Source organism: Sorangium sp. So ce281 (assembly GCF_051527395.1).
GTDB classification, from domain to species: Bacteria; Myxococcota_A; Polyangia; order Polyangiales; family Polyangiaceae; genus Sorangium; species Sorangium cellulosum_B.
On record NZ_CP150322.1, the window covers coordinates 2,762,021 to 2,788,213 of the forward strand.

Sequence of the window (26,193 nt, forward strand, 5' to 3'; positions counted from 1 at the left end):
ATGAGCGCCTTCGAAGGCCGCCGCCGCGCCCTCGAGGCCGGTTATTCCCTCCCGGACAACGGGCTCGAGCGCCTCGTGATCCCGGGCCAGGATCCGTCGCGCAACCCGGCCGATCTCCCGCTCCCCGCGAGCGGCCTGCCCTCGCGCATCGCCGGGCGCGTGGCGCTGCTCCGGTTCGTGACCCCGCGCGGCGTCGCGGCGCTCACGCAGGCCGAGGTGCTCCTCGCGGGCGCCACCGTGCGCTGGATGGTGACGGCCCCGGACCTCGGGACGGTCCAGGCGCTCGACGGCGCGCTGCAGCAGGACGAGCTCGACTGGTTCGGCGCGCTCGCCGCGGCCATCGACGCGCAACCGGGGCTGCCCGGGCGCTGGCTGATCGTGCACACGGAGGCGGCGCTGCCGGCGACGGTGTCGGTCGATCTCCGGGCGAGCCCGGGGAGCACGACCCCGCCGAGCGGATTCGAGGCGCGCCTCGCGTCCCTCCACGTCGCGCAGGATCCGCCCTTCTCGGCCGCCGCGCGCGCGGCGTGGCTCAACGCGATCCACCACGTGCTGGTCGCGGATCAGCGCCCGCTCGTGTCCGAGAGGCTCCGCCAGCGTGTGGTGTTCGTGCGCTTCGCGAGCGCGTTCGGCGTGACCGACCTGCGCGCGTCGAACCTGTCCATCACCGGCGGCGTGCGCCAGCCCGAGGTGCACGTGCGCTGGGCCTGGCCGCTCGCGGACATCGCCGCCGTGGTCGATCCCGAGCTGACCGCCGCGGAGCGCGCCCAGCTAGGGGCGTTCGCCGCGGAGCGCGCCGCGCGGGGCGACGCGGAGGTGTGGCTCGCCGTGTGCACCGAGGAGCGCGGCGACTTCTCGCTCTACACGCTGCGCGTGTCCGGCGACCCCCTCTTCGACGTCCTGCTCTCCGCCGCCACCGTCAACTTCAAGGTCGATTGCCCGTCGCCGCTCGATTGCCGGACCGACACTTCCTGCTCGGCCGAGCTGCCCGCCCCGCCCGTCCTCGACTACCTGACCCGCGATTTCAACGGCTTCCGGCGGCTCCTCCTGGATCGGCTCGCCGTGCTCGGCGCGGCGGACGCCGAGCAGAGCCCAGCCGGCATGTGGTCCGTGCTCGTGGATCTGATCGCGGCGCGCGCGGACCAGCTCGCGTACGCGCAGGACGCGGTCGCGACCGAGGCGTACCTGCACACGGCGCGGCTCCGGCCCTCGGTGCGGCGCCACGCGCGCCTGCTCGATTACCGGATGCACGAGGGCGTGAACGCCCGCGCCTTCGTGCACCTCGTCGCGAGCGCGGGGGTGGACCGCGCGGATGTGGTCGCGGCCGGCGATCTCTTCCTCACACGCCTCCTCGGCGCGAGCGCCCTCCTGCCGCCGGACACGCTCGAGACGACGACGCTGCCGCCGGAGTCGCAGGTGTTCCGCGCGCTCCTGCCGCTCGGGAGGCTCCTTGAGGCGCACAACGAGATCGCGATCTACGCCTGGGGCGAGGGCGACCTGTGCCTGCCCCGGGGCACGACCCGCTGCACGCTCCTGGACACCGGCCGTGCGCTGAAGCTCAAGAAGGGCGATCTCCTGCTCCTGGAGGCGACAGCGAGCGCCGCTACCCGGGCGGCGGAGGACGCGGACCCTGCCCTGCGCCACGTCGTCCGGCTCTCGAAGGAGCCGAAGCAGACGACGGATCCGCTCCTCGCGAAGGACGTGCTCGACGTGGAGTGGCTCGCCGAGGACGCGCTGCCGTTCGATCTTCCGGTGCTGCAAGACGGGCGTCCGCTCGCTGTCGCGCGCGGCAACCTCACGCTCGTGGATCATGGCCGGCCGTTCACCGAGGACCTGGCGGTGACGCCGTGGGGCGGCCGCGGCCGGCTGGGGGCGTCGCTCGGCCGCACGGGCCTGACCTTCGCGACCGCGCCGCCGATCTGGGACGATACCACCGCGCCCGCCTGGCAAACCACGACGTGGTCCGCGAGCCAGGTCGTGCGCCAGGCGCCGCAGCAGGCGCTGCCCGCCGCGACGCTGCTCGGGGACGACAGCGTGACCTGGACACCCCAGCGCGACCTCCTGGCCTCGGATCGCTCCGCCGCGGAGTTCTGGGTGGAGATGGAGTCGAGCGGCCGCGCGTGGATCCGCTTCGGCGATGACACCACGGGCCGGAGGCCCGGCGCTGACGCCGCGTTCAAGGCGCAGTACCGCACGGGGAACGGCGTGCTCGGCAATGTCGGCGCCGGCGCCATCGCCCACCTCCTGTCGACGAAGCTCCCGGCCTCGGAGCTCGTGGCGGTGCGCAACCCGCTGCCGGCCGTGGGCGGCGTCGATCCGGAGCCGCTGGACGTGGTGCGGAAGTCTGCGCCGTACGCGTTCCGGACGCAGGAGCGCGCGGTGACCCTGGCCGACTGGGCCGAGGTCGCGAGCCGACACCGCGAGGTGCAGCGCGCGGTCGCGCGGATCGTGTGGACGGGGTCGTGGCACACGGTGCGCGTGCACATCGATCGCGTCGAGGGCCGTCCGGTCAACGCCGAGTTCGTGGCGGAGATCACCGCGTTCCTCGAGCGGTATCGGATGGCCGGGTACGCCCTGGAGGTCCGAGGGCCCGAGTACGTACCGCTCGATATCGTGCTCGCGATCTGCGTCGAGCGCGATGCCTGGCCCGAGGCCGTGGCGAGCGCGCTGCAGCGGGCGTTCGGCACGGGCCTCTTGCCCGACGGCACGCGCGCCTTCTTTCATCCGGACAACTTCACCTTCGGGCAGAGCGTGTACCTGAGCCAGATCGTCGCGACGGCGATGGCCGTGCCGGGCGTGCGGTGGGTCGACGCGCGACCCGAGAACCCGGCGAACCATTTCCGCCGCTGGTCGACCGCCGGGCACGACGAGCTCGCCTCCGGCGTGCTCCGCGTGGGGGCGCTCGAGATCATCCAGTGCGAGTCGAACCCGAGCGCGCCCGAGCGCGGTCGGATCCACTTCAACGTGGAGGGCGGAGCATGAGCGCGACCGGATGCTGCGAGCCGACGAAGCCCGAGCGCGACAACCCGCCCGGGCAGCCGACCCTGCGCTACCGCACCGGCACGTGGGCGACGTTCCGCGCGGCGATGGTGGCCAGGTTGCCGCTCCAGACCGTGCCGCCCGATCGAGGGGACGGCGCGCGGCCTCTCCAGGCGCTCACCGCGCGCGACGCGTCCGAGCCGACCATCGCGCTCCTCGACGCCACCGCGTGCGCGCTCGACGTGCTGACGTTCTATCAGGAACGCCACCTCAACGAGGTGTTCATCGGCACCGCGATGGAGCGCGTGTCGCTGGTGCAGATCGCGCGCGCGCTCGGGTACGAGCCCAGCCCGGGCGTGGCTGCGTCGGGCTACCTCTCGTTCACGGCGTCGTCGCTCTCGACCGGGCCCGTGATCGTGCCGGCTGGCACTGCGGTGATGGCCCTCCCCGAAGGCAACGCGCCGCCGCCGATCTTCGAGACGAGCGAGGCCATCGAGGCGCTCGCGGCGCACAACGCGCTGCCCGTCACGAAGCGGAAGCCGCTCGCGCCGCTCACCAGGGAGGACCGCTGGGTCTGGGTCTCGGGCGTGGCCACGCGCGCGCAACGCGGGGACGGCGTGCTGCTCTACGGCGCCGATCGGAACGCGACCCCGGGGAGCGAGCGGTGGGAATTCCGGCGCATCACCTCGACCGAGGTCGACACCGCGCACGACCAGACGAAGCTCGTGTTCGAGCGCAATCTCGGGGACGCGAGGACACCTCCTCCCGAGCAGGTGCTCGCGGTGTTGATCTTCCGCAACCGCGCCTCCCTCTTCGGGTACAACGCGCCGGACTGGAAGACCCAGTCGGACCAGACGCAGCTCACGGCGTGGTGGAGCGCGGGCGGCACCATGGCCGGCGTGCCCAGCCCGGGCGTGGACGGCCGTACGCGCCTGCTCAGCCGCACGAGGCCCGACACGGGCGCGCCATGGCCTGTGACGGAGTGGCCCAAGTTCGCGCTGTCCGAGGAGCCGATCGTGGCAAACGGCTTCGTCGACCTCGACCGCGAGTACACGGGCGTCCTGCCCGGGAGCTGGGTGGTGCTCGCCGACCCGTACAACGTCGAGGCGTATCGCGTGGTCCGGGCAGGCCCGAGGGCGCGCGTGGATTTCACGCTCACGGCGAAGGTCACGCGGCTCAAGCTCGAGGGCGAGCGCCTCGGCGAGTTCGAGCGCCGCGCGACCGCGGTGTGGTGCGAGCCCGACACGTTCGTTCGGGTCGGTGAGCCCGACACGAGCCCGGTCACGGGCTCGACGGTCACGCTGAACGGCGCGTTCGCGGGGCTCGAGGGGAGAATGCTCGCCGTGTACGGCCGAGACGCCTCGACCGGCAGCCCGCGCGGCGAGGTCGTGAAGATCGTCGCCGCGAGCACGACGGGCGGCGTGACGACGCTCACGCTGGACCCGCCGCTCGCCGCCTCGTACCTGCGGGACGACGTGGTGCTGAACGCCAACGTGGCGCGGGCCACGCACGGTCAGACGGCGCCGAGCGAGGTGCTGGGCAGCGGCAACGCGGCGCAGCCGCTCCAGCGCTTCCTGCTCAGGGGCAAGCCGCTCACGCACGTGTCCTCGCCTGCGGATCCGAGCGGCGCGGAGCCGGCGCTCACCGTGCGCGTCGGCGGCGTGGCGTGGACCCGCGCGCCGTACCTGTACGGCCAGGCGCCGGACGCGCTCGTGTACGCGCTCCGCCACGCGTCGGACGGGACGACCGTGGTGGAGTTCGGCGATGGGATCACGGGCGCGCGCCTCCCCGGCGGCGTGGAGAACGTCGTCGCCTCGTACCGCACGGGGCTCGGCCTCTCGGGGGAGGTCGAGCAGGGGCGCGCCTCCTTGCTCACGCGCAAGCCGGCGGGGATCGACGGCGCCATGAACCCGACCGCGTTCTCGGGCGGCGCGGATCCCGAGGCTCCGGACGAGATCCGGCGGAACGCGCCGACCACCGTGCTCACGCTCGATCGCCTGGTCTCGATCCAGGACTACGAGGACTACGCGCGGACGTTCGCCGGCATCGGCAAGGCGCTCGCGGTCGGCATCTGGGCCGGGCAGCGCCGCCTGGTCCACCTCACCGTCGCGAGCGCGAGCGGCAAGCCCCTGGCCCCGACCGATCCCGTGGTCGTCGATCTGGAGCGCTCGCTGCGCAACTACCAGGACCCCATGCACCGCGTCGTGATCGACAGCTACGGCGCGAGGTGGTTCGGCGTGGACGCCCGGCTCCTGATCGAGCCCGCCTATCGCTGGGAGGACGTCGACGCGGCGGCGCGCGCCGCGCTGCTGTCGCGCTTCGACTTCGCGAGCCGCGCGTTCGGGCAGGGCGTGACGCCCGCCGAGGTCCTCCGCGTCCTCGCGTCGGTGGAGGGCGTGCGCGCCGTGGATCTCGACAGGATATACCGCGTCGACGATCCGACGCAGGCGGCCCCTCCCGACCTTCTCCTCGAAGCGCTCGGGCCCCAGACCAGCGGCGGCACGCGGCAGATCGCGGAGCTCCTGCTCGTGTCCACGGCCGCCTCCGACGTCGTCCTGAGGAGGATGTCCGAGTCATGAGCGTCCGCGAGACCCTCTACGCGCAGCTCCCCGCGGTCTACCGCCGCCGCGACGCCGAGCTCGGCGGTCCGCTGCGCGCGCTGCTCGCCATCGTCGACGAGCAGCTCCAGGCGGTCCAGGCCGACATCGAGACCGCCTGGGACAACGCGTTCATCGAGACCGCCGAGGAGTCGCTGGTCCCTTACATCGGCGACGCGCTCGGCCTCCCGGTCGCGCGCGACGTGCGCGCGATCGCGTTCAGCCGAAGGGCCTTCGTGGCCAACACGATCGGCTACCGGAGGCGCAAGGGCACCGCGGCGATGCTGGAGCTGCTCGCCCGCGATCTCACGAACTACCCGGCGCGCGTCGTCGAGTTCTTCACCCGCATGACGTGGGACGAGTCGATCAACCACCCGACCGGGCGCCCCGCGACGCTGGACATCCGGAGCACGATCGCGCTGGAGCGCCTCGGCGGCCCCTTCGAGGAGGCGACGCGCTCCGTCGAGGTGCGCCGGATCGCGTCGGGTCGCGGCACGCACAACCTGCCCAACGTCGGGTTGTTCCTGTGGCGCACGCGCATCTGGCCGCTCGCGGGCGTGACCGCGGCGCCCATGTCGCTCGCCGGCCAGGCGGCCTACCGATTCAGCCCCCTCGGCGAAGATCGACCGCTCTACGCCGCGCTCGAGACCGAGGCCGATCCCACGGCGATCGCGACCGAGGCCTCGGTGCCTCTCGCGCTGTCCAGGCGGCGGCTCTGGGCGCAGGCGCGCGCCCTGGGGGCGGACATGGTCTGGCCGTTCTGGATCGAGGTCCACGGCCGCGACGGGAGCAATGCCGCCGTCGTCCGGAGGGTGGCCCCGGACAAGGTCGACATCTGCGACCTGTCGGCGATCGCGTCGGTGCCCGCCGCGCCCGCCCACGATCGTGTCGAGGTCGATCCGCAGATCGGCCGCTTCGTGCTCGGCGCCGATTTCACGGCCGGCTTGAGCGGCGTCGAGGTCACGACCGGGCACTTCATCGCGACCTCCGGCGACCTCGGCGCCGGACCCTGGGATCGCGGCGCGCTCGTGCAGGAGTGGCTCGGGCGCTGGACCGGGACGCCCGAGAGCCGCACGGTCGCCTTCCAGATCCTCGTGCTGCGCGACCGCACCGGCACGGACATCGTCGCCACGCTCGACGAGGCGATCCAGCGCTGGAATAGCTTCGTCGCCGGTCTCCCGAGCGACGAGGCCCGGAGCCGCGCGCTGGGCCTGATCCTCGTCGGGGACAGCCGCACGCACGCGGCCCCGGCCACCGCCGTCGAGATGCCGTCCGGCGCCGTGCTCGGCATCCTCGGGGCGACCTGGCCCGATCCGCCGGACGGCGCTCCGCCTGGGCGCCAGAAGGGGCAGCTCGCGGCGGACTCGGTGCGGCCGGTCGTGGTCGGCGATCTCCGCGTCCACGGCGCCGGCACCGCCGCCGCGAACCGCGGCGAGCTCCTCGTCAGCGGCCTCGTCGTGACCGGCCGCGTGGTCGCCCTGGCTGGCTCGCTCCAGGGGCTGCGCCTCGTGTCGGCCACGGTGCTCGGCGCGAGCGCGATCGACGTGGTCACCGCCGACGCCGACAACGCCGCGCTGGAGGTTCACGCGTCCCGCGCGATCGTCGGCGGCATCGAGGCGGCCGGCGCGATCGGCGGGATCCACCTGATCGACACCGCGGTGGTGGGCCAGGTGCACGCGCCCGAGACCGCGATGACAGCGGATGGGTCCACCGTGCTCGGCGGTTGCGAGCTCGGCGCGCTCGGCGCATCGAGCTCGATCTTCGCCGGTGCGGTGACGGTGGAGCAGCACCAGGAGGGCTGCCTGCGCTTCTGCTACGTGCCGCTCGACAGCCGGACGCCGCGGCGGTTCCGGTGCCAGCCCGACCTCGCCCTGGAAGAAGCCCTCCAGGTCGGAGGCGCGGCCGCGGCCGCGCTGGTCCCCCTCCGCGTCCGCCCGCGCTTCGTCAGCGCCGACCCGATGGCGCCCGGCTTCTTGCTGCTCGCTCCGGAGGCCCCGCCCGAGCTCCGGGGCGCCGCGGAGGACGGCGGCGAGCCCGGCTCGTGGAACCACCTGCAGCACGGGATCCGCCTCGCCAACCTCCGCAACGCTCTCCCTCAGTTCCTTCGCTTCGGCCTGGAGCCGGGCATTTTCTTCCTCGTGTGAGGCCACAGCCATGAACGGCGATCTGACCCGCTCCACGTTCGACCCCGACGACAACTTCACGGCAGTCCGCGCCCAGCAGGGGCGCGTGACGCTGGACGCCGACCACAACGAGCAGGTCGACCTCCAGCTCCACGACACACGCGAAGGCCGCGCCTGCCTCGTGGGCGGCTCGGGGGCGCCGGCCGACGACGCGGGCTTCGCCGTCACGCTGACCGGCGCCGGCGTTCCCCAGCTCGGCGCTGGGCTCTACCTCGTGAACGGCATCCGCGTGCGAAACCGCACGGCGTTCCAGCTCGGCGCCGCGCAGCCGTTCCTCCCGGGCGCGAACCCGCTGCCCGCGCAGGACGGCGCATGGCTCGCGTACCTCGAGGTGTGGGAGCGACCGCTCACCGCCGTCGAGGAGCCGTCCATCCGCGAGGTTGCCCTCGGCGGCCCGGACACGACGCTGCGCGAACAAGCGGTGTGGCAGGTCCGGTGGCTGCGGGTGGGCGACGTCAACACGGGCACCTGCGCGTCGGCCGCTGCGGCGCTGGAGGTCCTGGCCCAGCTCTACAATGGCACGCTCCAGCCGCGCCTCGAGCCGGGCACGGTGAGCGGGCCCTGCGTCGTGTCCGAGGCCGCGGCCTTTCGCGGCCTGGAAAACCAGCTCTACCGGATCGAGATCCACGCCGGGAACATCGCCGCGGACGGCTCGCTCATCTCGCAGACCCCGACGTTCAAGTGGAGCCGGGACAACGGCGCGATCGTCGCCTCGGCCGTGGCGCTCACCTCCTTATCGCCGGTCGTTCTGCAGGTCGATCGGCTCGGCCCCGGCGGCGCCGCTGGCTTCGACATCGGCTGCTCCGTCGAGATCCGCAACGAGGCGGCCGTGCTGCGCGGCGAGCCCGGCATCCTGGCCCGTGTGGACGACGTGAGGTCCGACGCCCTGCAGCTCACATTGCTCGGCGGCGCCACGGTCGCCGCGCTCCAGGCCGTGCTCGGCGGGAGCCGGGTGGTGGTCCGCCGCTGGGACGGCGCCGAAGTGGTCGCGATCAGCGGCAGCTTCGTCGCGATCGAGGACGGGCTCCAGGTGCGCTTCGACACCGGTGCTCGTTACCGCACCGGCGACACCTGGCTGATCCCGGCGCGCACCGCCGTGCTCCCGGGCACGGGCCAGCAGCTCGACTGGCCGTTCACGGCGCCGGACTTCGCGGTGGTGAAGTCCAAGGGGCCGGCGCGCCACCGCGTGGGGCTCGCCCTGCTCGATCGCAGCGGCGGCACCTGGTCATTCCGCGGCGACTGCCGCAAGCTGTTCCCGCCGCTGACCTCGATCTGGAGCCTCGATATCGAGGGTGGGGACGGCCAGCACGGCCGCAGCGGCGAGTGGCTGCCGGCGCCGCTCACCGCGGTGCTCACCCGCGGTAGCGCGCCCGTGCCCAATGCCACGCTGCGATTCCGTGTCGTCACGGGCGCGGGCAGGATCAGCACGGCCGCCCCGACGGCGCCATCGCCGGTCACGCAGATCGATGTCGTGACCGACAGCAACGGCGAGGCGCGCGTGTACTTCCGGCTCGGCGCAGGTCCGAGCCCGCGGCTCGCGGAGACCACGTGGGAGCCGGCGCAGGCCCAGACGGTGGAGGTCGCGCGCATCGGTCCGGCCGGTACACCTGTGGGCGCCGCGGTCACGTTCGTCGCGCAGACGCTCGATCACTTCAACCTGCACATGACCGGGGGCAACGGGCAAAGCGGCCGACCGGGTGAGACCCTCGAGGTCGCGCTCCGCGTTCGCGTCGACGACGGCCAGCGGCCCGTTCAGAACGCCGTGGTCGAGTTCTCGGTGCTCAACCGCATCTTCGACGGGACGCCGCTCAACGAGGCCCAGGGGGGCAACGTCCATGACTCGAGCCCCCATTTCGTGTCCGGCGAGAGGTGGCCCAACGGCAACGTCTACCACACGGTGCGGACGCGGACGGACTCGAGCGGCGTCGCGCAGGTGCAGTGGCAGCTCGGCGAGCTCCTCTCGCTCCCCACCCAGCGCGTCGAGGCGCGCCTGCTCGACGGGGCCAACAACCCCACCGCGCAGACAGCCCTGTTCCTCGCGCAGCTGGACGTGGCGCGCGAGATCACGTGGGAGCCTCTGGTGCCGTGGCTCGCCGCCCAGCTCCAAGGAGCGCAAAACTGGCGCGTGCAGGCCGCGATCGACGCGCTGGCCGTACGTGTCGAAGCGCTCGCCGCGAGCACGAACGCGTTCGACCCCTTCGTCGGGCTCGACTGGCGCAGCACGGTCGACGGCTCGCTCAAGCCGGTCGAGCCGCGGACCATCGTCGAGCTGGCGCAGCTGGCCGCGCTGGTTTTCCGGAAAGATCTCATTCCCCCGGGGGGCGACGACATATCGCTGCATTCGGGCGTGCGCGTCTATGCCGAGCTGCCGCAGGAAAGCCTGGGCTCGAACGTCAAAGGGCTCGCGCCCGTCGTCTACGTCATGGGGAACTTCGCGAGGGGCGAAAGTGGCCGCTGGGAGTGGACGCTCTCGAGCGAGGCGCGGAGCGGTCTGGCAGCGCTGCTCCCTGGCAGGCAGGTCGTGCCGTTGCGTGTGACCGTCGTCCCGCGCTGGCTCCCCGGCCTCTCCCCGACGAACAGCACCGCGGTTCACGAGCTCGTGTTCGGCATCAGGGGGTCTAGAGACGAGCGCTTTCCCGTCATCAGGGACGCTATCGACGAGCGCTTGCGCAACGTCAGGTAGCGTGAAGACCGGTGAGAGGGGGCGAAATCGCCTGCTTCGCCCTCACCGAGCTCGTTTGCGGGGCGAGCTGAAAAAAAAAGCTCGGAGCCGTGATTGGCCAGCACCGGCTCCGAGCTTGCTGCTCACCCGCTTTCCGAGGCCAGGCTGGCACGTAAACCTCGCGGGCGCTTTTCTGGTGCGGTTGCTACTAAACTCTCCGCTTCGGCTTTGACCAAAAGTCCTGTCGTTCGCGTCCGGTGCAGTGACTCTTGCTATGACGCGTGCGCCTAGCACAAGGTGAACCGATCGAACTACGTAACCCTCGGCTTTCGACGTCGCTAAAAGATGCCGTTCGCTTGCCTTCGATTGGTCGTCGTCTTGTCCGCCGGCCTATCCACACCGGCTCGCTCCACTATCTCCGCTCTCAGACTCCGTCTCAGGAGGTCCATTCTACTGCAATGGACCAGAGCCGTGCAAGGGCCGAGAGGGAGGCCGTCCGATCGCCCGGCTGCCGCCCTGCCAAGACGCGGACGCGGCGGGCCGACCGATGCGCCTCAACGGGCTCGGCCGCGCGTCGGTCGCCCGCGCTTGCCTGAAGCTCGCGTGCTGGTGCGTCCTTTGCTGGAACACCGGCTTCCCGGAGGACATGTCATGACCGATCGCAAAGACCCCGCGAAGCCGTCGTCCAGAGAGCCGGCGCCGACCGAGAAGGGCGCGGGCAGCGCGAAGCAATCGATGGGCGGCCCGTCGGCGAAGCCGCGGGCGGCACGGACGAAACGCAGCCTCCTCGAGCGCGCGGCGACCGCGCTCGGCAGCGGGACGAGCAGCGAGGACGCCCGGGTGCGCCACGTGGCGGCAGCCGACCGCCTCGACGCGAAGGTCGACGCCACGGAAGCGCTCGTCGCTGCGATCCCCGAGAACGTGAACAAAGGCGCGGAGTACGCGCTACGCGGCAAAATGCCACAGCCGCCGCAAGGTGCCACGGCGAAGCCCGAGAACCTCGACGCGACCGCGAGCACGATCACCGAGAGCAACGAGTCCGAGAAGAACGGCGCCAAGGCGGCGCCGGGCGAAAACCCGAACCAGGGGCCTCTGCAGAAGCATCGGGTCGACTCGCTCGGTCGGGCGCTGACGACGAACCAGGGCGTGCCCGTCGGGGACAACCAGAACTCGCTGCGCGCGGGGCTGCGCGGCCCCACGCTGCTCGAGGACTTCATCCTGCGCGAGAAGATCACGCACTTCGACCACGAGCGCATCCCCGAGCGCGTCGTGCACGCGCGCGGCTCGGGCGCGCACGGCTATTTCGAGTGCACCGAGGACATCACCGCGCTCACCAAGGCCGCGCCCTTCGCCAAGGTCGGCAAGCGGACGCCTGTCTTCGTGCGCTTCTCGACCGTGGCGGGCGAGCGCGGCAGCGCCGATACGGTGCGCGACGTGCGCGGCTTCGCCGTGAAGTTCTACACCGAAGAGGGCAACTGGGATCTGGTCGGCAACAACATCCCCGTGTTCTTCATCCAGGACGCGATGAAGTTCCCGGACGTGGTGCACGCCGTCAAACCCGAGCCGCACCACCAGATGCCGCAGGCATCGAGCGCGCACGACACCTTCTGGGACTTCATCTCGCTCATGCCCGAGTCGATGCACATCGTCATGTGGCAGATGAGCGACCGCGCGATCCCGCGCAGCTTCCGGACGATGCAGGGCTTCGGCGTGCACACCTTCCGGCTCGTCAACGCGGCCGGCGAGGCGACGCTCGTGAAGTTCCACTGGACACCCGTGCTCGGCACGCACTCGCTCGACTGGGACGAGGCGGTGAAGATCGCGGGCGCCGACCCCGACTTCCACCGTCGCGATCTCTGGGAGGCCATCGAGGGCGGCGCGTTCCCCGAGTACCTCTTGCAGATCCAGACGTTCACGGAGGCCGAGGCCGAGCGGTGGAGCTTCGACGTGCTCGACGCGACCAAGATCGTGCCGGAGGAGCTCGCGCCCCTGCGCACCGTCGGCCGGCTCGTCCTGAACCGCAACCCCGACAACTTCTTCGCCGAGACGGAGCAGATCGCGTTCTGCACGCAGCACATCGTGCCCGGCATCGACTTCACGAACGACCCGCTGCTCCAGGGGCGCAACTTCTCGTACCTCGACACGCAGCTCACGCGCCTCGGCGGGCCGAACTTCCACGAGATCCCGATCAACGCGCCTGTCGCCGAGGTGCACAACAACCAGCGGGACGGGTTCCACCGCCAGGCGATCAACCGCGGCCGCGTGAACTATGAGCCCAACTCGCTCGCCGGCGGCTGTCCCTTCCAGGCCGGCGCGCGCGGCTTCGCCTCGGTCGCCGAGCGGCTCCTGGCCCAGCAGGCCGCGACCGAGCCGAGCAAGCTGCGCGCGAAGCCCGAGAAGTTCGCCGACCATTACACGCAGGCGCGCCTCTTCTGGGCGAGCCAGGCGCCCGTCGAGCGCGAGCACATCGCGCGCGCCTTCCGCTTCGAGCTGACACGCGTGCAGACGCAGGCCATCCGCGAGCGCATGGTCCGGATGCTGCGGAACGTCGACGAGGGGCTGGCCGCGCGCGTCGCGGCCGACCTCGGCATGCCGCTCCCCGAGCCGCTCTCGATGGTGGCGCCGCCCGTCAAGGACCCCGAGGTCGCGGTGTCGCCGGCGCTGTCGCTGTTCGCCCGGCCGGGCGACGGCCGCATCCTCGGCCGCCGCGTCGCGCTTGTCGTCGCCGACGGCGTGAGCGGGGCGGAGGCGGGCGCGCTCTACGAGGCGCTGCTGCTGGCGGGCGCGGTGCCCCGCTACGTCGGCGCGCGCCTCGGGGTGGTGCGCACCGCCGAGGGCGACGAGCTGCCGGTCGAGGTCACGATCGAGGCGGCCCCGAGCGTCCTCTTCGACGCCGCGGCGCTGCTGCCCGGCAAGGGCGCGGCGGCGCTGGCGCGCGACGGGCTGGCGGTCGAGTTCGTCCAGCTCCAGTACCGCCACTGCAAGCCGCTGCTCGTGCCAGCGTCGGCCGCGCCGCTCGCCGAGGCCGCCGGCGTGAGGGCCGCGGCGGCCGCCGCGGGGGCCGACCCGGGCCTGCTCGTCCTGCCGGACGACGCGGTGTCCGCGGCGGCGCCGGCGTTCGTCAAGGCGATCGCCATGCACCGCGCGTGGCAACGCCAGACCGAGCCGCCGGCGGTCTGACCCCGGCTCAGCGCTGCTCGACCACGACGTCGACGTCGCCCTCGACCCGCAGCACGTCGACCTCGACCGCGTCGCCCCGCTTCCTCCGGAACTCCAGATCGACGCGGCCGTCCGCCACGGCCAGCCCGCGCAGCGTGGCGCGGCGAACGAGCCGGGGCAGGACCGGGCGAACGACGCGCAGGCGCCGCTCGAAGCCGTCGGGCTCGATCCCGAGGAGCGAGGCGAGCATGTACGGGACGGCCCCGGCGGCCCACGCCTGCGGGTGACAGGCGACGGGGTAGCGGACCGGCGCGCCGTGCTCGCCGCGCGGGAAGCCGCAGAAGAGCTCCGGCAGCCGGTACATTCGATAATGCATGGCGGCCCTCACGATGCCGCCGAACACGGTGCGCGCCTCGCTGGCGAGGCCGTAGCGGCAGAGCCCGGCGGCGATCAGCGCGTTGTCGTGGGGCCACACGGTCCCGCGGTGATAGGACATCGGATTGTAGGCCTTCTCGTCCGCCGCGAGCGTGCGGATGCCCCAGCCCGAATACATGCTCTCCGACAGCAGGCGCTCCGCGCACGTCCGCGCCCTGGACGGCTCGGCGATGCCCGCCCACAGCGCGTGTCCGGCGTTGGACGAGCACACCGCGGCGCGGTGGCCGCCGTCCACGAGCGCCAGCGCGTACACCCCTCGCTCCGGGAGCCAGAAATCCCGCTCGAAGCGCTCCTTCAGGTCCGCGGCCTCGCGCCGCAGCCGCGCGGCCGTCTCCGCCTCGCCCGCGCGCTCGAACAGATCGGAAAGCCCCGACTTGGCGAGGTACACATACGCCTGCACCTCGACGAGCGCGATCGGCGGCTTCGCGATCTGCCCCTCTTCATTGACGATCGCGTCGCCGGAGTCCTTCCATCCCTGGTTGACGAGACCCGATTTCGAGGTCGAGTCGTAAGCCAGGTAGCCGTTGATCTCCGGGTGAGCCTCGGGGCTCGACAGCCACCCGAGCGCCGCGTCGACGTTCTCCCTGAGCTCGTGGAAGACGTCGAGTCGACCTGTCCACGCCGCGTGCCGCGCCACGAGGATCAGGAACAGGGCGGTCGTGTCGACGCTCCCGTAATACGGTGTCTCGGGGATCTCGCCGACCCGCGCGAGCTCGCCGACCCGGAGCTCGTGCAGGATCTTGCCCGGCTGCTCGTCGCGCCACGGATCCCGCTCGCGCGCCTGGAACCGCGCGAGCAGCCGCAGCGTATCGACGGCGACGGTCTGCTGGTAAGGCAGCACCTCGAGCGCCGTGATCAGGCTGTCGCGGCCGAAGAGGGCCGTGTACCACGGCACGCCGGCGGCGAAGAACATGTCGCTATCGAGCGGCGTCCGCAGGAGGAGCAGGTCGGCGAACGACCGCGCGAGGACGCGATTGACGAGCAGGCTGTCGGTCTCGACGTGGGCCCTCTCCTGCGCCTGCGCGGCGAGATGCTCGTCTCCCCGCCGCTTCGCCGCGGCGACGTCCGCCCCCGAGCACGAGGGCGCGGGCCGATGGGCGGGCGCCGCGCCGGAGGACTCCGAGAGCGAGATCACGAGGGAGATCGGCTGGCTGTGCCCGGGCGGCAGCCGGACACGGAAGAGCGCGGAGGTGCCGTCGATCGCGTCCGGCCGGCAGCCCCAGCGGATGGTCACGGCGCGCTGCAGGCCGTCGGCGCCATCGTACGAAAAGCGCAGCTCCTCGTCGTTCGCCGTGGGGGCGTGGTGCTTCCCCAGCGCCTCGGGCATGAGGCCGCGGACCGCGTAGACGTCCTCGAACTCGGCGCGGAACGTCAGCTTCACCTCGAGGTCGACCGCCGAGCGAGCATAGTTGTGAACCGTGATGTCCTCGTAGACAGCGGTCGCATCGCCGTCGATGACCCGCTCCCACCGGAGGCCGACGTCGTGCTCGGACACGATGTGCCCTTCGCGCATCAGCATCCGGGGGTTCGCGAGCCGGAAGACGCCTGCATGGTCTGCCTCCGCGGTCGAGGCGAGCACCTCGGGCCGGGCGTCGTCGAGCTCGACGGTATAGCCGTTCAGGAACCGGCAATCATGGTAGTAGAGGCCAAAGCCATGCTCGCCATGCAGGGGGATCGTGCCGCCCTGCTCGGTGACCAGGAAGACGCCGCCCTGCTTCAGGACGATCGCATCCGCGATGCCCTGCGCCATCGAGGAGGTGCCCTGGGTGAGCACGTTCTTCTTGCGCTCCTGCCGTTCGCTCGGCGAACGCTCGCCCGTCCCGGCGTCCGACCGCGGCCGGCGTTCGCTCCCCGGTTCAGCATGGCGAGTCGACTCATGAGCTCCCATCCCATCCCCCTTTTGCGATGGCTTGCAATTCCGTTGCAATTGCTCGCGATCGTCGTAGATCGTCGAATCGAGTCGTCTTGGCGCTGGGCGTGTGGTGCGGCCCTTCAGTGCAGGCGCTCGGGGCCGGGCGCATGCAGGCGCGCGCTCGAGAGGGGGTGACATCATGAGGAAAGACCAGGGCGCATCGGGCAGTGCTCGGCGGGCGAGGCGGCGAGCGTCGCGCCTGCCCGGTGCCGGCGCGCTTCGCGCCGCGCTCCGGCGCGGCCGATCGAGCGATCTCGCCCGGCGCCGCCTCATCGCCGTCGCGTCCCTCGCGGGCGGCGCCAGCATGGCGGTCGTCTCGCTGTTTCAGCTCGGGATCATCGAGCACCTGCCCGATCCTCCGCTCCCAGGGTTCGACTCGGACAAGGTGACGAGCTCCGATATCGCGTTCGGGCTCACGCTGCCGGACGCGCCGCTCTCGCTCACCAGCTTCGCCTCCAACCTGGCGCTGGCCGGCTGGGGAGGCGCAGAGCGCGCCAGGGACACGCCCGGGATCCCCGTCGCCGTGGCGGCGAAGGCGGCCGTCGAAGCGGCCGTGTCCGGGTGGCTCTTCGTCCAGATGCGGAGACGGGAGAGGGCCTGGTGCGCGTACTGCCTCGTCGCCCTGACCGCCAACATGGTCGTCCTCGCGCTCTCGCTCCCGGAGGGGTGGAGGGCGATGAGGAGCGCGCGAGCGCGGTCGTGACAGGGCAGCGCAGGCCGGCCCGGCCGCCTGCGCCTGGCGCGCGGGCGTTCCTCGACCCGCGCGCGCCCGAGGCCCCCCCATCATCGCGGCGCCGGCGATCGCGCTCCGCGGCGCCGCGCGAGCCGCCCGAGCAGCCCCACCGCCGCGAGCGCCGCGGCCGCGACGCCCGCCGCCGGGAGCCAGCGCTCGCGCCGCCGCGCCCGCCGCCGCTCGGCCGCGAGCCGGCGGCCGCCCGCCCAGAGGAGCGCCGCGCCCGCCGGCGCCGCGGCGAGCGCCGCCACCGTCGTCCGCGGCGTCACGTAGACGTCCGCGGGCGCGGGCAGGTAGGCGCGCTCGGGGTAGTCGCCCGCCGGCCCCTCGGGGCCGTGCAGCGCCGCCATGCGCACGACCTGGGCGAGGTGCAGCGCCTGCCTGTCGGTCGTCTGCTTGATCTGCTCGCGGCAGCTGAAGCCGTCGGCCACGATCAGCGCGTCCGCCGGCGCCGACCGGACCGCGGGCAGGAGCACGCGCTCGCCGCACCGGATCGAGACGTCGTACTTGGCGCCCTCCTCGAAGCCGAACGCGCCTGCCATGCCGCAACAGCCCGAGTCCAGGAGCTCGATGTCGAGGCCCATGCCGTGGAGCACGTCGCGCTCGGCGTCCATCCCCAGGATCGCCTTGTGATGGCAGTGGCCGTGCACCACAGCGCGCCGATCGAGGCGCGGAAGCCCGCGCCCGCCGGGCGGCGGACGGTCTGGATCGCCCCCCGCCGCCCCCTTCAGGAAGTCGCCGAACATGTGCGTCTGCTGCCGGAGCTTCGTCGCCAGGGCGTCGTCGGGGAAGAGCCCGTGGAGCTCGTCGCGGAAGACCGAGACGCAGCTCGGCTCGAGGCCGACCACCGGCACGCCCCGCTCGATCGGGTCGCGCAGCGCGCTCATCACGTCCCGCAGCAGGCGCTTGGCCGTCTTCAGGAAGCCGAAGTCGTAGAGGGGCCGGCCGCAGCAGACCTGGCGCTCCGGGACGATCACCTCGTAGCCCGCCCACTCGAGCACCTCGGTCGCGGCGATCGCCGTCTCCGGGAAGAAGTGGTCGTTGAACGTGTCCGGCCAGAGCACGACCTGCGGTCCGCCGGCGTTGCGCCGCGGCCGCCCCTGGAACCACTGTCTGAACGACGTCCGCGCGAACGGCGGGATGCTCCGCTCGGGGGCGATGCCCGCGATCTTCTTCGCCACCGCCGCGAGCGCGGGCGTCTGCGTCACGAGGTTCGCGAGCCCCGGCACGAGCTGCCCGAGGCGGGCCCACCAGTGGATGAGCCCCATCGTGTAGGCGGCGCGCGGCCGCAGCCGCCGCGCGTAGTAATGGGACAGGAACTCCGCCTTGTAGGTGGCCATGTCGACGTGGACCGGGCACTCGCCCTTGCACCCCTTGCAAGCCAGGCACAGGTCGAGCGACTCCTTCACCGAGTCGTCGCGGAAGCCCCGGAGCTCGCTCCCCTCCAGCATCTCGAAGAGCAGGCGCGCCCGCCCGCGCGTCGTGTGCTCCTCTTCGTGCGTCACCATGTAGCTCGGGCACATCGTGCCGCCGTCGTGGCGCCGGCACTTGCCCACGCCCACGCAGCGCAGGGTCGCGCGCGTGAAATCGCCGTCGTCGTCAGGGAAACGGAAGTGCGTCTCCACGGCGGCGGGGCGGAAGTCGGCGCCGAGGCGGAGGTTCTCGTCGACGCGGTACGGGTCGACGACCTTGCCGGGGTTCATGCGGAAGGAAGGATCCCACGCCGCCTTGAAGCGGCGGAACGCCTCGATGAGCTCCTCGCCGTACATCTTCGGCAGGAACTGCGCGCGCGCCTGGCCGTCGCCGTGCTCCCCGGAGAACGAGCCGCCGTAGCGGACCACGAGATCGGTCGCCTCGTCGAGGAAGCGGGTCCAGTTGCGGATGCCCTCGGGCGTCGTCACGTCGAAGTCCACGCGGCAGTGCACGCAGGCCTGCCCGAAGTGGCCGTAGAGCGCGGGCTGGTAGCCGTGGCGATCGAACAGCGCGCGCAGGTCGCGGAGGTACCCGCCCAGGTTGTCCGGGTGCACGGCCGAGTCCTCCCAGCCGGGCCACGTGTCGGGCTCGCCCGGGACGCGCGCGGTCGCGCCGAGGCCGGATTTGCGCACCTCCCAGAGCGCCTGCTCCTGGTCGGGGTCGTCGTACAGCTTCATCGACGGCGGGTTCGCCCCGCGCGCGAGGGCCTGCATGGCGTCGCGCGCCCGCGCGTCGGCCTCCTCCCGGGTGTCGCCCCCGAACTCGGCCAGCAGGAAGCCGCGGCCCTCCGGGAGGTAGCGCAGGTAGCGCTCGTGCAGCCCCTTCTTGTGCATGTCCGTGATGAGGCGGTCGTCGATCCCCTCGAGCGCGATCGGGTGGAAGCGCATGACCTCGGGGACGTGATCGCCCGCGGAGAACACGTCCGGGTAGCCGATCACGAGGAGCGACCGGAACCTGGGCCAGTCGACGAGGCGCAGGGTGGCCTCGAGCACGGTGACGCACGTGCCCTCGGTGCCGACCAGGGCGCGCGCCACGTGGAAGCCGTTCTCCGGCAAGAGCTCGTCGAGGTTGTAGCCCGACACGCGGCGCGGGATCCGCGGGTAGCGGGCGCGGATGAGATCGGCGTACCGGTCGCGGATGGCGCGTAGCTCGGCGTAGATGCGCCCGCGCTGCCCGCCCTCGCGGACGATGGCGTCGAGCTCCTCCTCGCTCGTCGGCCCCACGCGCAGCCGCAGGCCGTCGTAGGTCAGCACCTCGAGCTCGTGCACGTTGTCGGCCGTGCGCCCGCCGAGGACCGAGTGCGTGCCGCAGGAGTTGTTGCCGATCATCCCGCCGAGCGTGCAGTACTCGTGGGTCGATGGATCCGGCGCGAACGTGAGATCGAACTCGTTCGCCGCGTTGCGCAGGGTGTCGAGCACCGTGCCCGGCAGGACCCGGGCGCGCTTGGTCACCGGGTCGAGCGCGAGGACAGCGCGCATGTACTTCGAGAAGTCGAGCACGACCGCGACGTTGCACGTCTGCCCGGCGAGGCTCGTGCCGCCCCCGCGCGCGAGGATGGGCGCGCCGTGCCGGTGGCACGCGGCGACGGCGGCGATCACGTCGTTCTTGTGGCGCGGCACGACGACGCCGATGGGCAGCTGCCGGTAGTTCGACCCGTCGGTCGCGTAGAGCGCCCGGTCGCCGGCGGTGAAGCGCACCTCCCCCTCGACCGTGCGCGAGAGCTCGTCCGCGAGCGCCTCCACCTCGGGGCCGGCCGCGGGCGCGAGCCGCACGCGCCGCTCGCCGGGGAAGCGGATCACGCCGCGATCGATCTCGCGCTGGACGGCCTCGGCCGGCCTGCCCTCCGCCGGCGCCTTTTCTCGCTCCTGCCTCTGTTCCTGTTCGACGTGCTGCATGATCTCTCCTCACACCGCGAAGCGCTCGGCGTCGGCGCGCCGGAGCGAGATCCCCATGCCGGAGCGGCCGAGGTCCGGGGCGAGCGCGCCGCCCGCGGGCGCCGCCGCGCCCTCGAAGAGCATCCGCTCGATGCGGACGTGGTCGTGAAAGAACTCGATGTGCGCGAGCCGCTGCACCGCGCACGCCGGGTGCAGGTGCAGCGAGGGGGCGCAGTGGCACGACAGGTCGAGCGAGCGCGCCTCGCACAGCGCCGCCGCGGCGAGGAAGCCGGTGATGCCGCAGCGGCTCGCGTCCGCCTGCAGGACGTCGACGGCGCCGGCGTCCAGCATGCGGCGGAAATAGACGAGGTCGTAGCCGTACTCGCCCGCCGCGATGTCCATGCCGGCGGGCGCCCGGTCGCGCAGGAGCCGCAGCCCGTCGAGATCGTCCGAGGTCACGGGCTCCTCGAACCAGCGCACGCCCTCGCCGGCGAACCGCTCGGCGAAGGCGAGCGCCTGCTTGCGCGAGTAGGCGCCGTTGGCGTCGACGAACAGCGCGGCGTCCTGGCCGATGGCGCGTCGCGCGGCGCGAACGCGCGCGAGATCCGCGTCGGGGTCGCGCCCCACCTTCATCTTCACGCGCGGGATCCCCGCGGAGACCCAGCCGCCGAGCTGCTCCGCGAGCTCGGCCTCGGTGTACGAGGTGAACCCGCCGCTGCCGTAGATGGGCGCGCGGTCGCGCGCCATGCCGAGCAGCGTCGCGAGCGGGAGCGCGAGCAGGCGGGCCTTCAGGTCCCACAGCGCCGCGTCGACGGCGGCGATCGCCATCTGCGCGATCCCCGGCCGGCCGAGGTTGCGGACGCTGCTCACCATCGCGGCCCACGCGCCGGGGACCGCCATCGCGTCGCGCCCGCGCACGACGCCGGCGAGCCGGTCGGCCACGAGCCGCGCCGTCGCGACGTCGGCGTACGTGTAGCCGAGCCCGCGCTCGCCCCCGGCCGACGCGTGCACGACGACCAGCGTCGTCTCGCGCCACGCGAGCGTGCCGTCCGACTCCGGGCGGTCGGCCGGGACGGTGTACGCGGCCACCTCGAGCCGCTCGATCGGGACCGACGCGCGCTGCTCCTCGTCGGCCATCGTCAACCCCGGTGCGGGATCCAGCTCTCGATCATGTCGCGGTACGCCTGGCGGACGATCCCGCGCCCGCCCGGGTCGCCCCGGAGCAGCGCCGACGTGAGCATCGTGGCCTGCTTCAGCGTGATGTGCGGCGGCAGCGGCGGGACCTCCGGGTCGGTGATCGCCTCCACGACCACCGGCCGGTCGACCCGGAAGGCCTCGTCCCAGGTGCGCGCGACCTGGTCCGGGCGGTCGATCCGCACGCCGGCCAGCCCGAGCGCCTCGGCGTAGGCCGCGTACGGGAAGTCCGGCAGCGTCTGGGACGCCTCGAACTTGGGATCGCCGCTCATGGCGCGCAGCTCCCAGGTGACCTGGTTCAGGTCGCGGTTGTTGAGCACCAGCACGACGAGGCGCGGGTCCTTCCACTCGCGCCAGTACTTCGAGACGGTGATGAGCGCGTTGATGCCGTTCATCTGCATCGCGCCGTCGCCGACCATCGCGACGACCGGGCGGTCGGGGAAGGCGAACTTCGCCGCGACCGCGTACGGCATCGCGGGTCCCATCGTCGCCAGCGTGCCCGAGAGCGAGGCCATCATCCCCGTCCGGACCTTGATGTCGCGCGCGTACCAGTTCGCCGAGGAGCCGGAGTCGGCGGTCAGGATGCAGTCGTCGGGCAGCCGCGGCGACAGCTCCCAGTAGACGCGCTGCGGGTTCAGCGGATCGGCGTCGTTCATCGCCCGCGCCTCGAGCACCTTCCACCAGTCGGCGACGCTTTCCTCGAGCTTGCGCCGCCACGAGCGGTCCGTCTTGAGCTTGAGGTAGGGGAGGAGCGCCCGCAGCGTCTCGGCGCTGTCGCCGATCAGGTTGACCTCCATCGGGTAGCGCAGGCCGAGCATCCGGCCGTCGATGTCGATCTGGACGCCGCGCGCCTTCCCCTCCTCCGGCAGGAACTCCGGGTAGGGGAAGTTCGAGCCGACCATGAAGAGCGTGTCGCAGTTGGCCATCATCTCCCAGCTCGGCTTGGTGCCGAGCAGGCCGATCGCGCCGGTGACCCAGGGCAGGTCGTCGGGGAGCGCCGCCTTGCCGAGCAGCGCCTTCGCGACCCCGCACCCGAGGATCTCGGCGGCGCGCACGATCTCCGGTGCGGCCCCGAGCGCGCCCTGGCCGACCAGCATCGCGACCCGCTTGCCGGCGTTGAGCACGTCGGCCGCGCGCCGCAGATCCTCCTCCTTCGGCACCACGCGCGGCGAGGCGTAGCCGATGCCGGAGTGCACGGTGCCGTGCGCGTGCGGGGGCTGCTCGACGGCGTCGAGCTCCTGGACGTCCTTCGGGACGATGACGCACGTCACGGTGCGCTCCGCCTTGGCGATGCGCATCGCGCGGTCGATGAGGTGGCGCATCTGCGCGGGAGAGGACGCCATCTGCACGTACTCGTGCGCGACGTCCTTGAAGAGCGTCACGAGGTCGACCTCCTGCTGGTAGTGCCCGCCGAGCGCGGCGCGGTCCTGCTGGCCGACGATGGCCACGACCGGCTGATGGTCGAGCTTCGCGTCGTAGAGCCCGTTCAGGAGGTGGATCGCGCCGGGCCCCGAGGTCGCCAGGCACACGCCGACCTCGCCTGTGAACTTCGCGTGGGCGCACGCCATGAACGCGGCCATCTCCTCGTGCCGCACCTGGATGAACCGGAGGTCCGGAACGCGGTGGAACGCCCCGACGATCCCGTTGATGCCGTCGCCCGGATAGGCATAGACGCGCCGGACACCCCACGTGACGAGGCGCCTCAGCAGGAACTCGCCGACGGTCTGGGCCATGATTCCCTCGCTGCGAGCTCGTACGTGAGCTCGACCCAGCGCGCCGTGCGACAAACGTGCCGCCTCGCCGCGCCGCGCGCTGCGTGCCGCGGCTGCGCGTGCGAGCGTGCGCTATCCGCGCGAGCGCGGGCAGGGCGCGGGCAGGCAGGGCGGCGCTTCGCTCACGCGAGGAGGCGCCGCCATGGGCTCGCGCGCCGCGCGGCGGCCCTGCGCGCGCCGAACCCGACCACGGCCGCCGCGCACAGCGCGAAGGCGCCGAGCGACCCGCGATGCAGGTCGAGCCAGAGCTCCGGGCTCGAGGGCTTCGAGCGCCGGTCGAACGGGCCGTGCGCGCCGAAATCGCCCGGCACAGGCGCCCACAGGTCATCGACGCGATCGGGATCGGCGGGCTCGTCGGTCAGCTGCCGCGTGTACCCGACCCGGGCGAGCCATCGATCGAGCAGCCCGGGGATCACGCGGTTCCCCCAGATCGCCTTGACCGTCGGGAGGCCGACCATGACGTCGCGGCGGTCGTGGTGCGCGGCCCAGTAGAGCGCCTCGGCGGCCACCTCGGGCTGAAAGATCGGCGGCACCGGCTGTGGCTTGCGGGGGAGGCGCGACTTCGACCAGAGGAACTGCGGCGTGTTCATCGCCGGCAGGTGCACCATGCTCACGCGCACGCGGCTCTTGTCGTGGAACAGCTCGCTGCGCAGCGACTCGGTGAAGCCCACGATCGCGTGCTTGGACGCGCAGTAGGCCGACTGGAGCGGGATGCTCCGGTGAGCGAGCGCGGAGCTCGCCTGGACGATCGTGCCGTGATCGCGGGGGAGCATCCGCGCGAGCGCCGCGAGCGTCCCGTGCACATAGCCGAGGTAGTTGACCTTCATGACGCGCTCGTACTCCTCCGGTAGCGTCTCCTTCACCGGCGAGAAGACCGACGTCATCGCGACGTTGATCCAGGCGTCGATCGGGCCGAAGCGCTCCTCGACGGCCGCGGCCGCGGCCTCGACCTGCGCGAAATCGGCGACGTCGGTCGGCAGGACGAGCGCGCTCGCCCCGGCGTCCTCTGCCTCGCGACGCGCCCCCTCGAGCCCGTCGAGCCCGCGCGCGACGAGGCCGATGCGCGCGCCTTCGCGCGCGAACCGCCTCACCGTGGCGCGCCCGACGCCCGCCGACGCCCCCGTGATCACAACGACCTCTGGCCGCCTGCCTCCGTCGATTTCCATCGTGCTCCCCCCTCGCCCGCGGCGTCAGGCAACGTGAATGCCACCCGGCGAGTCAGCGACCGCGAGGGGAGCTCACGGCCCGCACAGCTCCAGGTCCGGCGGCGGCGGCGCCGGGTACGCGTCCGTCGCCGTCTTCGCGAACTGGCACGCGAGATCGTCCGGCTGACACCCTGCCTGGGAGATGCACGCGCCGCTCTCGTCCGTCCCCTGACACAGGCACTCCTCATCTCCCGGGTCGCAGATCTCCACGAGCTCCATCATCCCTTCGTCCTCGTGGTTCAGCTTGTGGCAGTGCGCCACGAACTGGCCCGTGAACCTCCGGGGGTTCATGATCACGTCGCGCGGCCCGTCCTCGACCTGGACCCACATCGTGTCTCGCCAGTGGGCGAAGTTGGGCTCCTTGTTCGATTTGTTGGGGCATACGAGGAACGGGTTGATGTGGATATGGAAGGGGTGCCCGTCGAACGCGCGGATCTCCCACCGCTCCGAGCTCCCGGCGGTCATGACCCGATCGCTCCGGTAGCCGCGGGCGCGCCGCTCGTCGAACTTGCGGCAGCTGATGTTCGGATCCGGGCAGATGCACACCGGCGCGTCCGGATCGACCTCGTGCGGGTGGTCTCCCGGGTCACAGGACATGAGCGCCACATCGCTGCTGAGATCGGGCGGCTTGCTCCCTGGCGTGGGTACGAGGAGCACCACCTTCTGGTGCACTGTCTCGACCGAATCGCAGCTCACCTCCATCGGCTCGCCGTCGACCGTGCCGGTCCACGAGGTGGGCGGCGCGAGCGCGGCCACGTCCGCCTCCGCGGGCAGGTTCACCTCGGTGGGCTCGCCCGCGCTCGGATCCACGTCGACGATCGCGATCACGCTCCCCAGGAGATCGTTCGGCCGGCGCCCGACGAGGCAGAGCGTCTGCTTGCCTTCAGGCATCTTCACCATCACGTCGGCGCGGTACCCGGGGGAGACCCACACCGTGTCGCTCCTGTAGAACTGAGGGAGCGTCAGCCCGTCGCGCGCGATCTGCGTCGTCTCGATGGGCGCCTTGTCGAAATCCGAGCACGAAGCGTCCTTCGCGACGTGGAGCTTCATCCCCATCTCGTCCGGGCTGCCCGCGTACACCATGCGCCAGCGCTCCACCTGCCCGGGCGGCGTCGTGAGCCGCGGCCTGAGCTTGCCGTTGATCAGCGTGGCCCGGAGCGACTCGACAGCGAGGAAGTCGGTCACCGACAGGTTGTCCTCGGTGCAGGTCTCTCCCTCCTTCAAGGGCACCGAGTTCTCGTGATCGATGGCCACCTGGGTCATGACCATCACCCGCTCTCTGGCCCTGGCGATGCCGGGCAGCTCGTCGAGCGCGCCCTCGATGACGAGCGCCCCGGCGGCCCCATCCATGACCTGGATGGCCGTGGAGCCGTGGATGTGAGGGTGGTACCAGTCCGTGCCCTCGTGGTGGATCCCGTCCTCGTCCAGGTCCCAGCGGTACCGGGCGCTCTCGCCCGGCCCCACCTCGTGCAGCACGTGGTCGCCGAAATACCGCCCCTCGGGCGCGCAGCCGTCCCCCTCGCACGGGTCCGCGGGATCGTCCGTCGCGAAGTTGGGCTGCACGTGCAGGCCGTGGCCGTGCAAGTTCGTCAGGTTGAAGTCGTGGCACGACCTGTTGCCATGGCCCATCATGCTCGCGATCTCGCGGAAGTCGCTCTTCGTGAAGTCGTTATGCAGGGTCACGTGGACCCTGCGGTCCTCGCCCTTCGGAATGCGGATCGTGGGGCCGCTGGTCATTCCGTTGTACGCGCGGAGACAGAACCGCCGCCCGTCGATCTCGACCTCGCTCGGGCCGAAACGCAGCTCGTACGCTCCATCCGCGCCCGGCTGGAGCTCGGGGGGGTCCTCGTACGTGGACGTCGTGCTCGTCGTGCTCGTCGTGCTCGTCGTGCTCGTCTCCTCGCCTCCGCCGCAGCCTGCGAGCGCCGCGAGGGAGAGGGCCAGCGCCGCGAGCGAGCCTGTGCGCGTGAGCGCGTGCGAATCGTCTCGTGCCATCGACTTGTCTCCTCCTTTCG

At 72.2% G+C, this 26,193-nt stretch carries 12 protein-coding genes; 6 read left to right on the forward strand and 6 right to left on the reverse strand.

Annotated features, from left to right (window positions below; translation table 11 throughout):
* From WMF27_RS10620 to WMF27_RS10640, 5 genes are all read left to right on the forward strand, one after another.
* Window positions 1-2,982, forward strand: a complete 2,982-nt coding sequence (locus WMF27_RS10620) for a putative baseplate assembly protein (RefSeq protein WP_437768976.1) — start codon at window positions 1-3, stop codon at window positions 2,980-2,982.
* A complete protein-coding gene (locus WMF27_RS10625; protein ID WP_437768975.1) occupies window positions 2,979-5,558 on the forward strand; it encodes a putative baseplate assembly protein in 2,580 nt (859 codons plus the stop codon). Before WMF27_RS10620 ends, WMF27_RS10625 begins: the two co-directional genes overlap by 4 nt.
* Complete coding sequence (locus WMF27_RS10630) at window positions 5,555-7,720, forward strand: phage tail protein (protein ID WP_437768974.1); 2,166 nt, start codon at window positions 5,555-5,557, stop codon at window positions 7,718-7,720. Before WMF27_RS10625 ends, WMF27_RS10630 begins: the two co-directional genes overlap by 4 nt.
* 10 nt (window positions 7,721-7,730) lie before the next feature.
* The gene (locus WMF27_RS10635) at window positions 7,731-10,442 is read left to right on the forward strand and encodes a DUF6519 domain-containing protein (protein ID WP_437768973.1); all 2,712 of its coding nucleotides are present in this window, start codon (window positions 7,731-7,733) and stop codon (window positions 10,440-10,442) included.
* 630 nt (window positions 10,443-11,072) lie between these two features.
* Window positions 11,073-13,601 (forward strand): catalase, encoded by a 2,529-nt coding sequence (locus WMF27_RS10640; protein WP_437768972.1) that lies wholly within the window; start codon window positions 11,073-11,075, stop codon window positions 13,599-13,601.
* A gap of 7 nt (window positions 13,602-13,608) precedes the next feature.
* On the opposite strand, the gene WMF27_RS10645 is transcribed toward WMF27_RS10640, so the two are convergent.
* Window positions 13,609-15,789, reverse strand: coding sequence for an amylo-alpha-1,6-glucosidase (locus WMF27_RS10645; protein WP_437768971.1), 2,181 nt, complete (start codon window positions 15,787-15,789; stop codon window positions 13,609-13,611).
* Between the two features lie 277 nt (window positions 15,790-16,066).
* Between WMF27_RS10645 and WMF27_RS10650 the strand changes: the two genes are divergently transcribed.
* Complete coding sequence (locus WMF27_RS10650; RefSeq protein ID WP_437768970.1) at window positions 16,067-16,630, forward strand: vitamin K epoxide reductase family protein; 564 nt, start codon at window positions 16,067-16,069, stop codon at window positions 16,628-16,630.
* Window positions 16,631-16,710: 80 nt separating this feature from the next.
* Here the strand turns inward: WMF27_RS10650 and WMF27_RS10655 are convergent, their stop codons facing one another.
* From WMF27_RS10655 to WMF27_RS10675, 5 genes are all read right to left on the reverse strand, one after another.
* Window positions 16,711-20,028, reverse strand: a complete 3,318-nt coding sequence (locus WMF27_RS10655; protein WP_437768969.1) for an FAD-binding and (Fe-S)-binding domain-containing protein — start codon at window positions 20,026-20,028, stop codon at window positions 16,711-16,713.
* A 9-nt stretch (window positions 20,029-20,037) separates the two neighbouring features.
* A complete protein-coding gene (locus WMF27_RS10660; RefSeq protein WP_437768968.1) occupies window positions 20,038-21,144 on the reverse strand; it encodes an enolase C-terminal domain-like protein in 1,107 nt (368 codons plus the stop codon).
* Between the two features lie 2 nt (window positions 21,145-21,146).
* Window positions 21,147-22,934, reverse strand: coding sequence for a thiamine pyrophosphate-requiring protein (locus tag WMF27_RS10665; RefSeq protein WP_437768967.1), 1,788 nt, complete (start codon window positions 22,932-22,934; stop codon window positions 21,147-21,149).
* A 161-nt stretch (window positions 22,935-23,095) separates the two neighbouring features.
* On the reverse strand, window positions 23,096-24,139 hold the full coding sequence (locus WMF27_RS10670) for an SDR family oxidoreductase (protein WP_437768966.1): 1,044 nt from the start codon (window positions 24,137-24,139) through the stop codon (window positions 23,096-23,098).
* A 72-nt stretch (window positions 24,140-24,211) separates the two neighbouring features.
* Window positions 24,212-26,173 (reverse strand): multicopper oxidase family protein, encoded by a 1,962-nt coding sequence (locus tag WMF27_RS10675; RefSeq protein ID WP_437768965.1) that lies wholly within the window; start codon window positions 26,171-26,173, stop codon window positions 24,212-24,214.
* Window positions 26,174-26,193: the final 20 nt, after the last annotated feature.

Excerpts from the sequence above, each read along its gene's own strand:
- WMF27_RS10620 (WP_437768976.1), top strand. The coding sequence starts at position 1 with ATGAGCGCCTTCGAAGGCCGCCGCCGCGCCCTCGAGGCCGGTTATTCC.
- WMF27_RS10625 (WP_437768975.1), top strand. The coding sequence starts at position 2,979 with ATGAGCGCGACCGGATGCTGCGAGCCGACGAAGCCCGAGCGCGACAAC.
- WMF27_RS10630 (WP_437768974.1), top strand. The coding sequence starts at position 5,555 with ATGAGCGTCCGCGAGACCCTCTACGCGCAGCTCCCCGCGGTCTACCGC.
- WMF27_RS10635 (WP_437768973.1), top strand. The coding sequence starts at position 7,731 with ATGAACGGCGATCTGACCCGCTCCACGTTCGACCCCGACGACAACTTC.
- WMF27_RS10640 (WP_437768972.1), top strand. The coding sequence starts at position 11,073 with ATGACCGATCGCAAAGACCCCGCGAAGCCGTCGTCCAGAGAGCCGGCG.
- WMF27_RS10650 (WP_437768970.1), top strand. The coding sequence starts at position 16,067 with ATGAGGAAAGACCAGGGCGCATCGGGCAGTGCTCGGCGGGCGAGGCGG.
- WMF27_RS10655 (WP_437768969.1), bottom strand. The coding sequence starts at position 20,028 with ATGCAGCACGTCGAACAGGAACAGAGGCAGGAGCGAGAAAAGGCGCCG.
- WMF27_RS10660 (WP_437768968.1), bottom strand. The coding sequence starts at position 21,144 with ATGGCCGACGAGGAGCAGCGCGCGTCGGTCCCGATCGAGCGGCTCGAG.
- WMF27_RS10665 (WP_437768967.1), bottom strand. The coding sequence starts at position 22,934 with ATGGCCCAGACCGTCGGCGAGTTCCTGCTGAGGCGCCTCGTCACGTGG.
- WMF27_RS10670 (WP_437768966.1), bottom strand. The coding sequence starts at position 24,139 with ATGGAAATCGACGGAGGCAGGCGGCCAGAGGTCGTTGTGATCACGGGG.
- WMF27_RS10675 (WP_437768965.1), bottom strand. The coding sequence starts at position 26,173 with ATGGCACGAGACGATTCGCACGCGCTCACGCGCACAGGCTCGCTCGCG.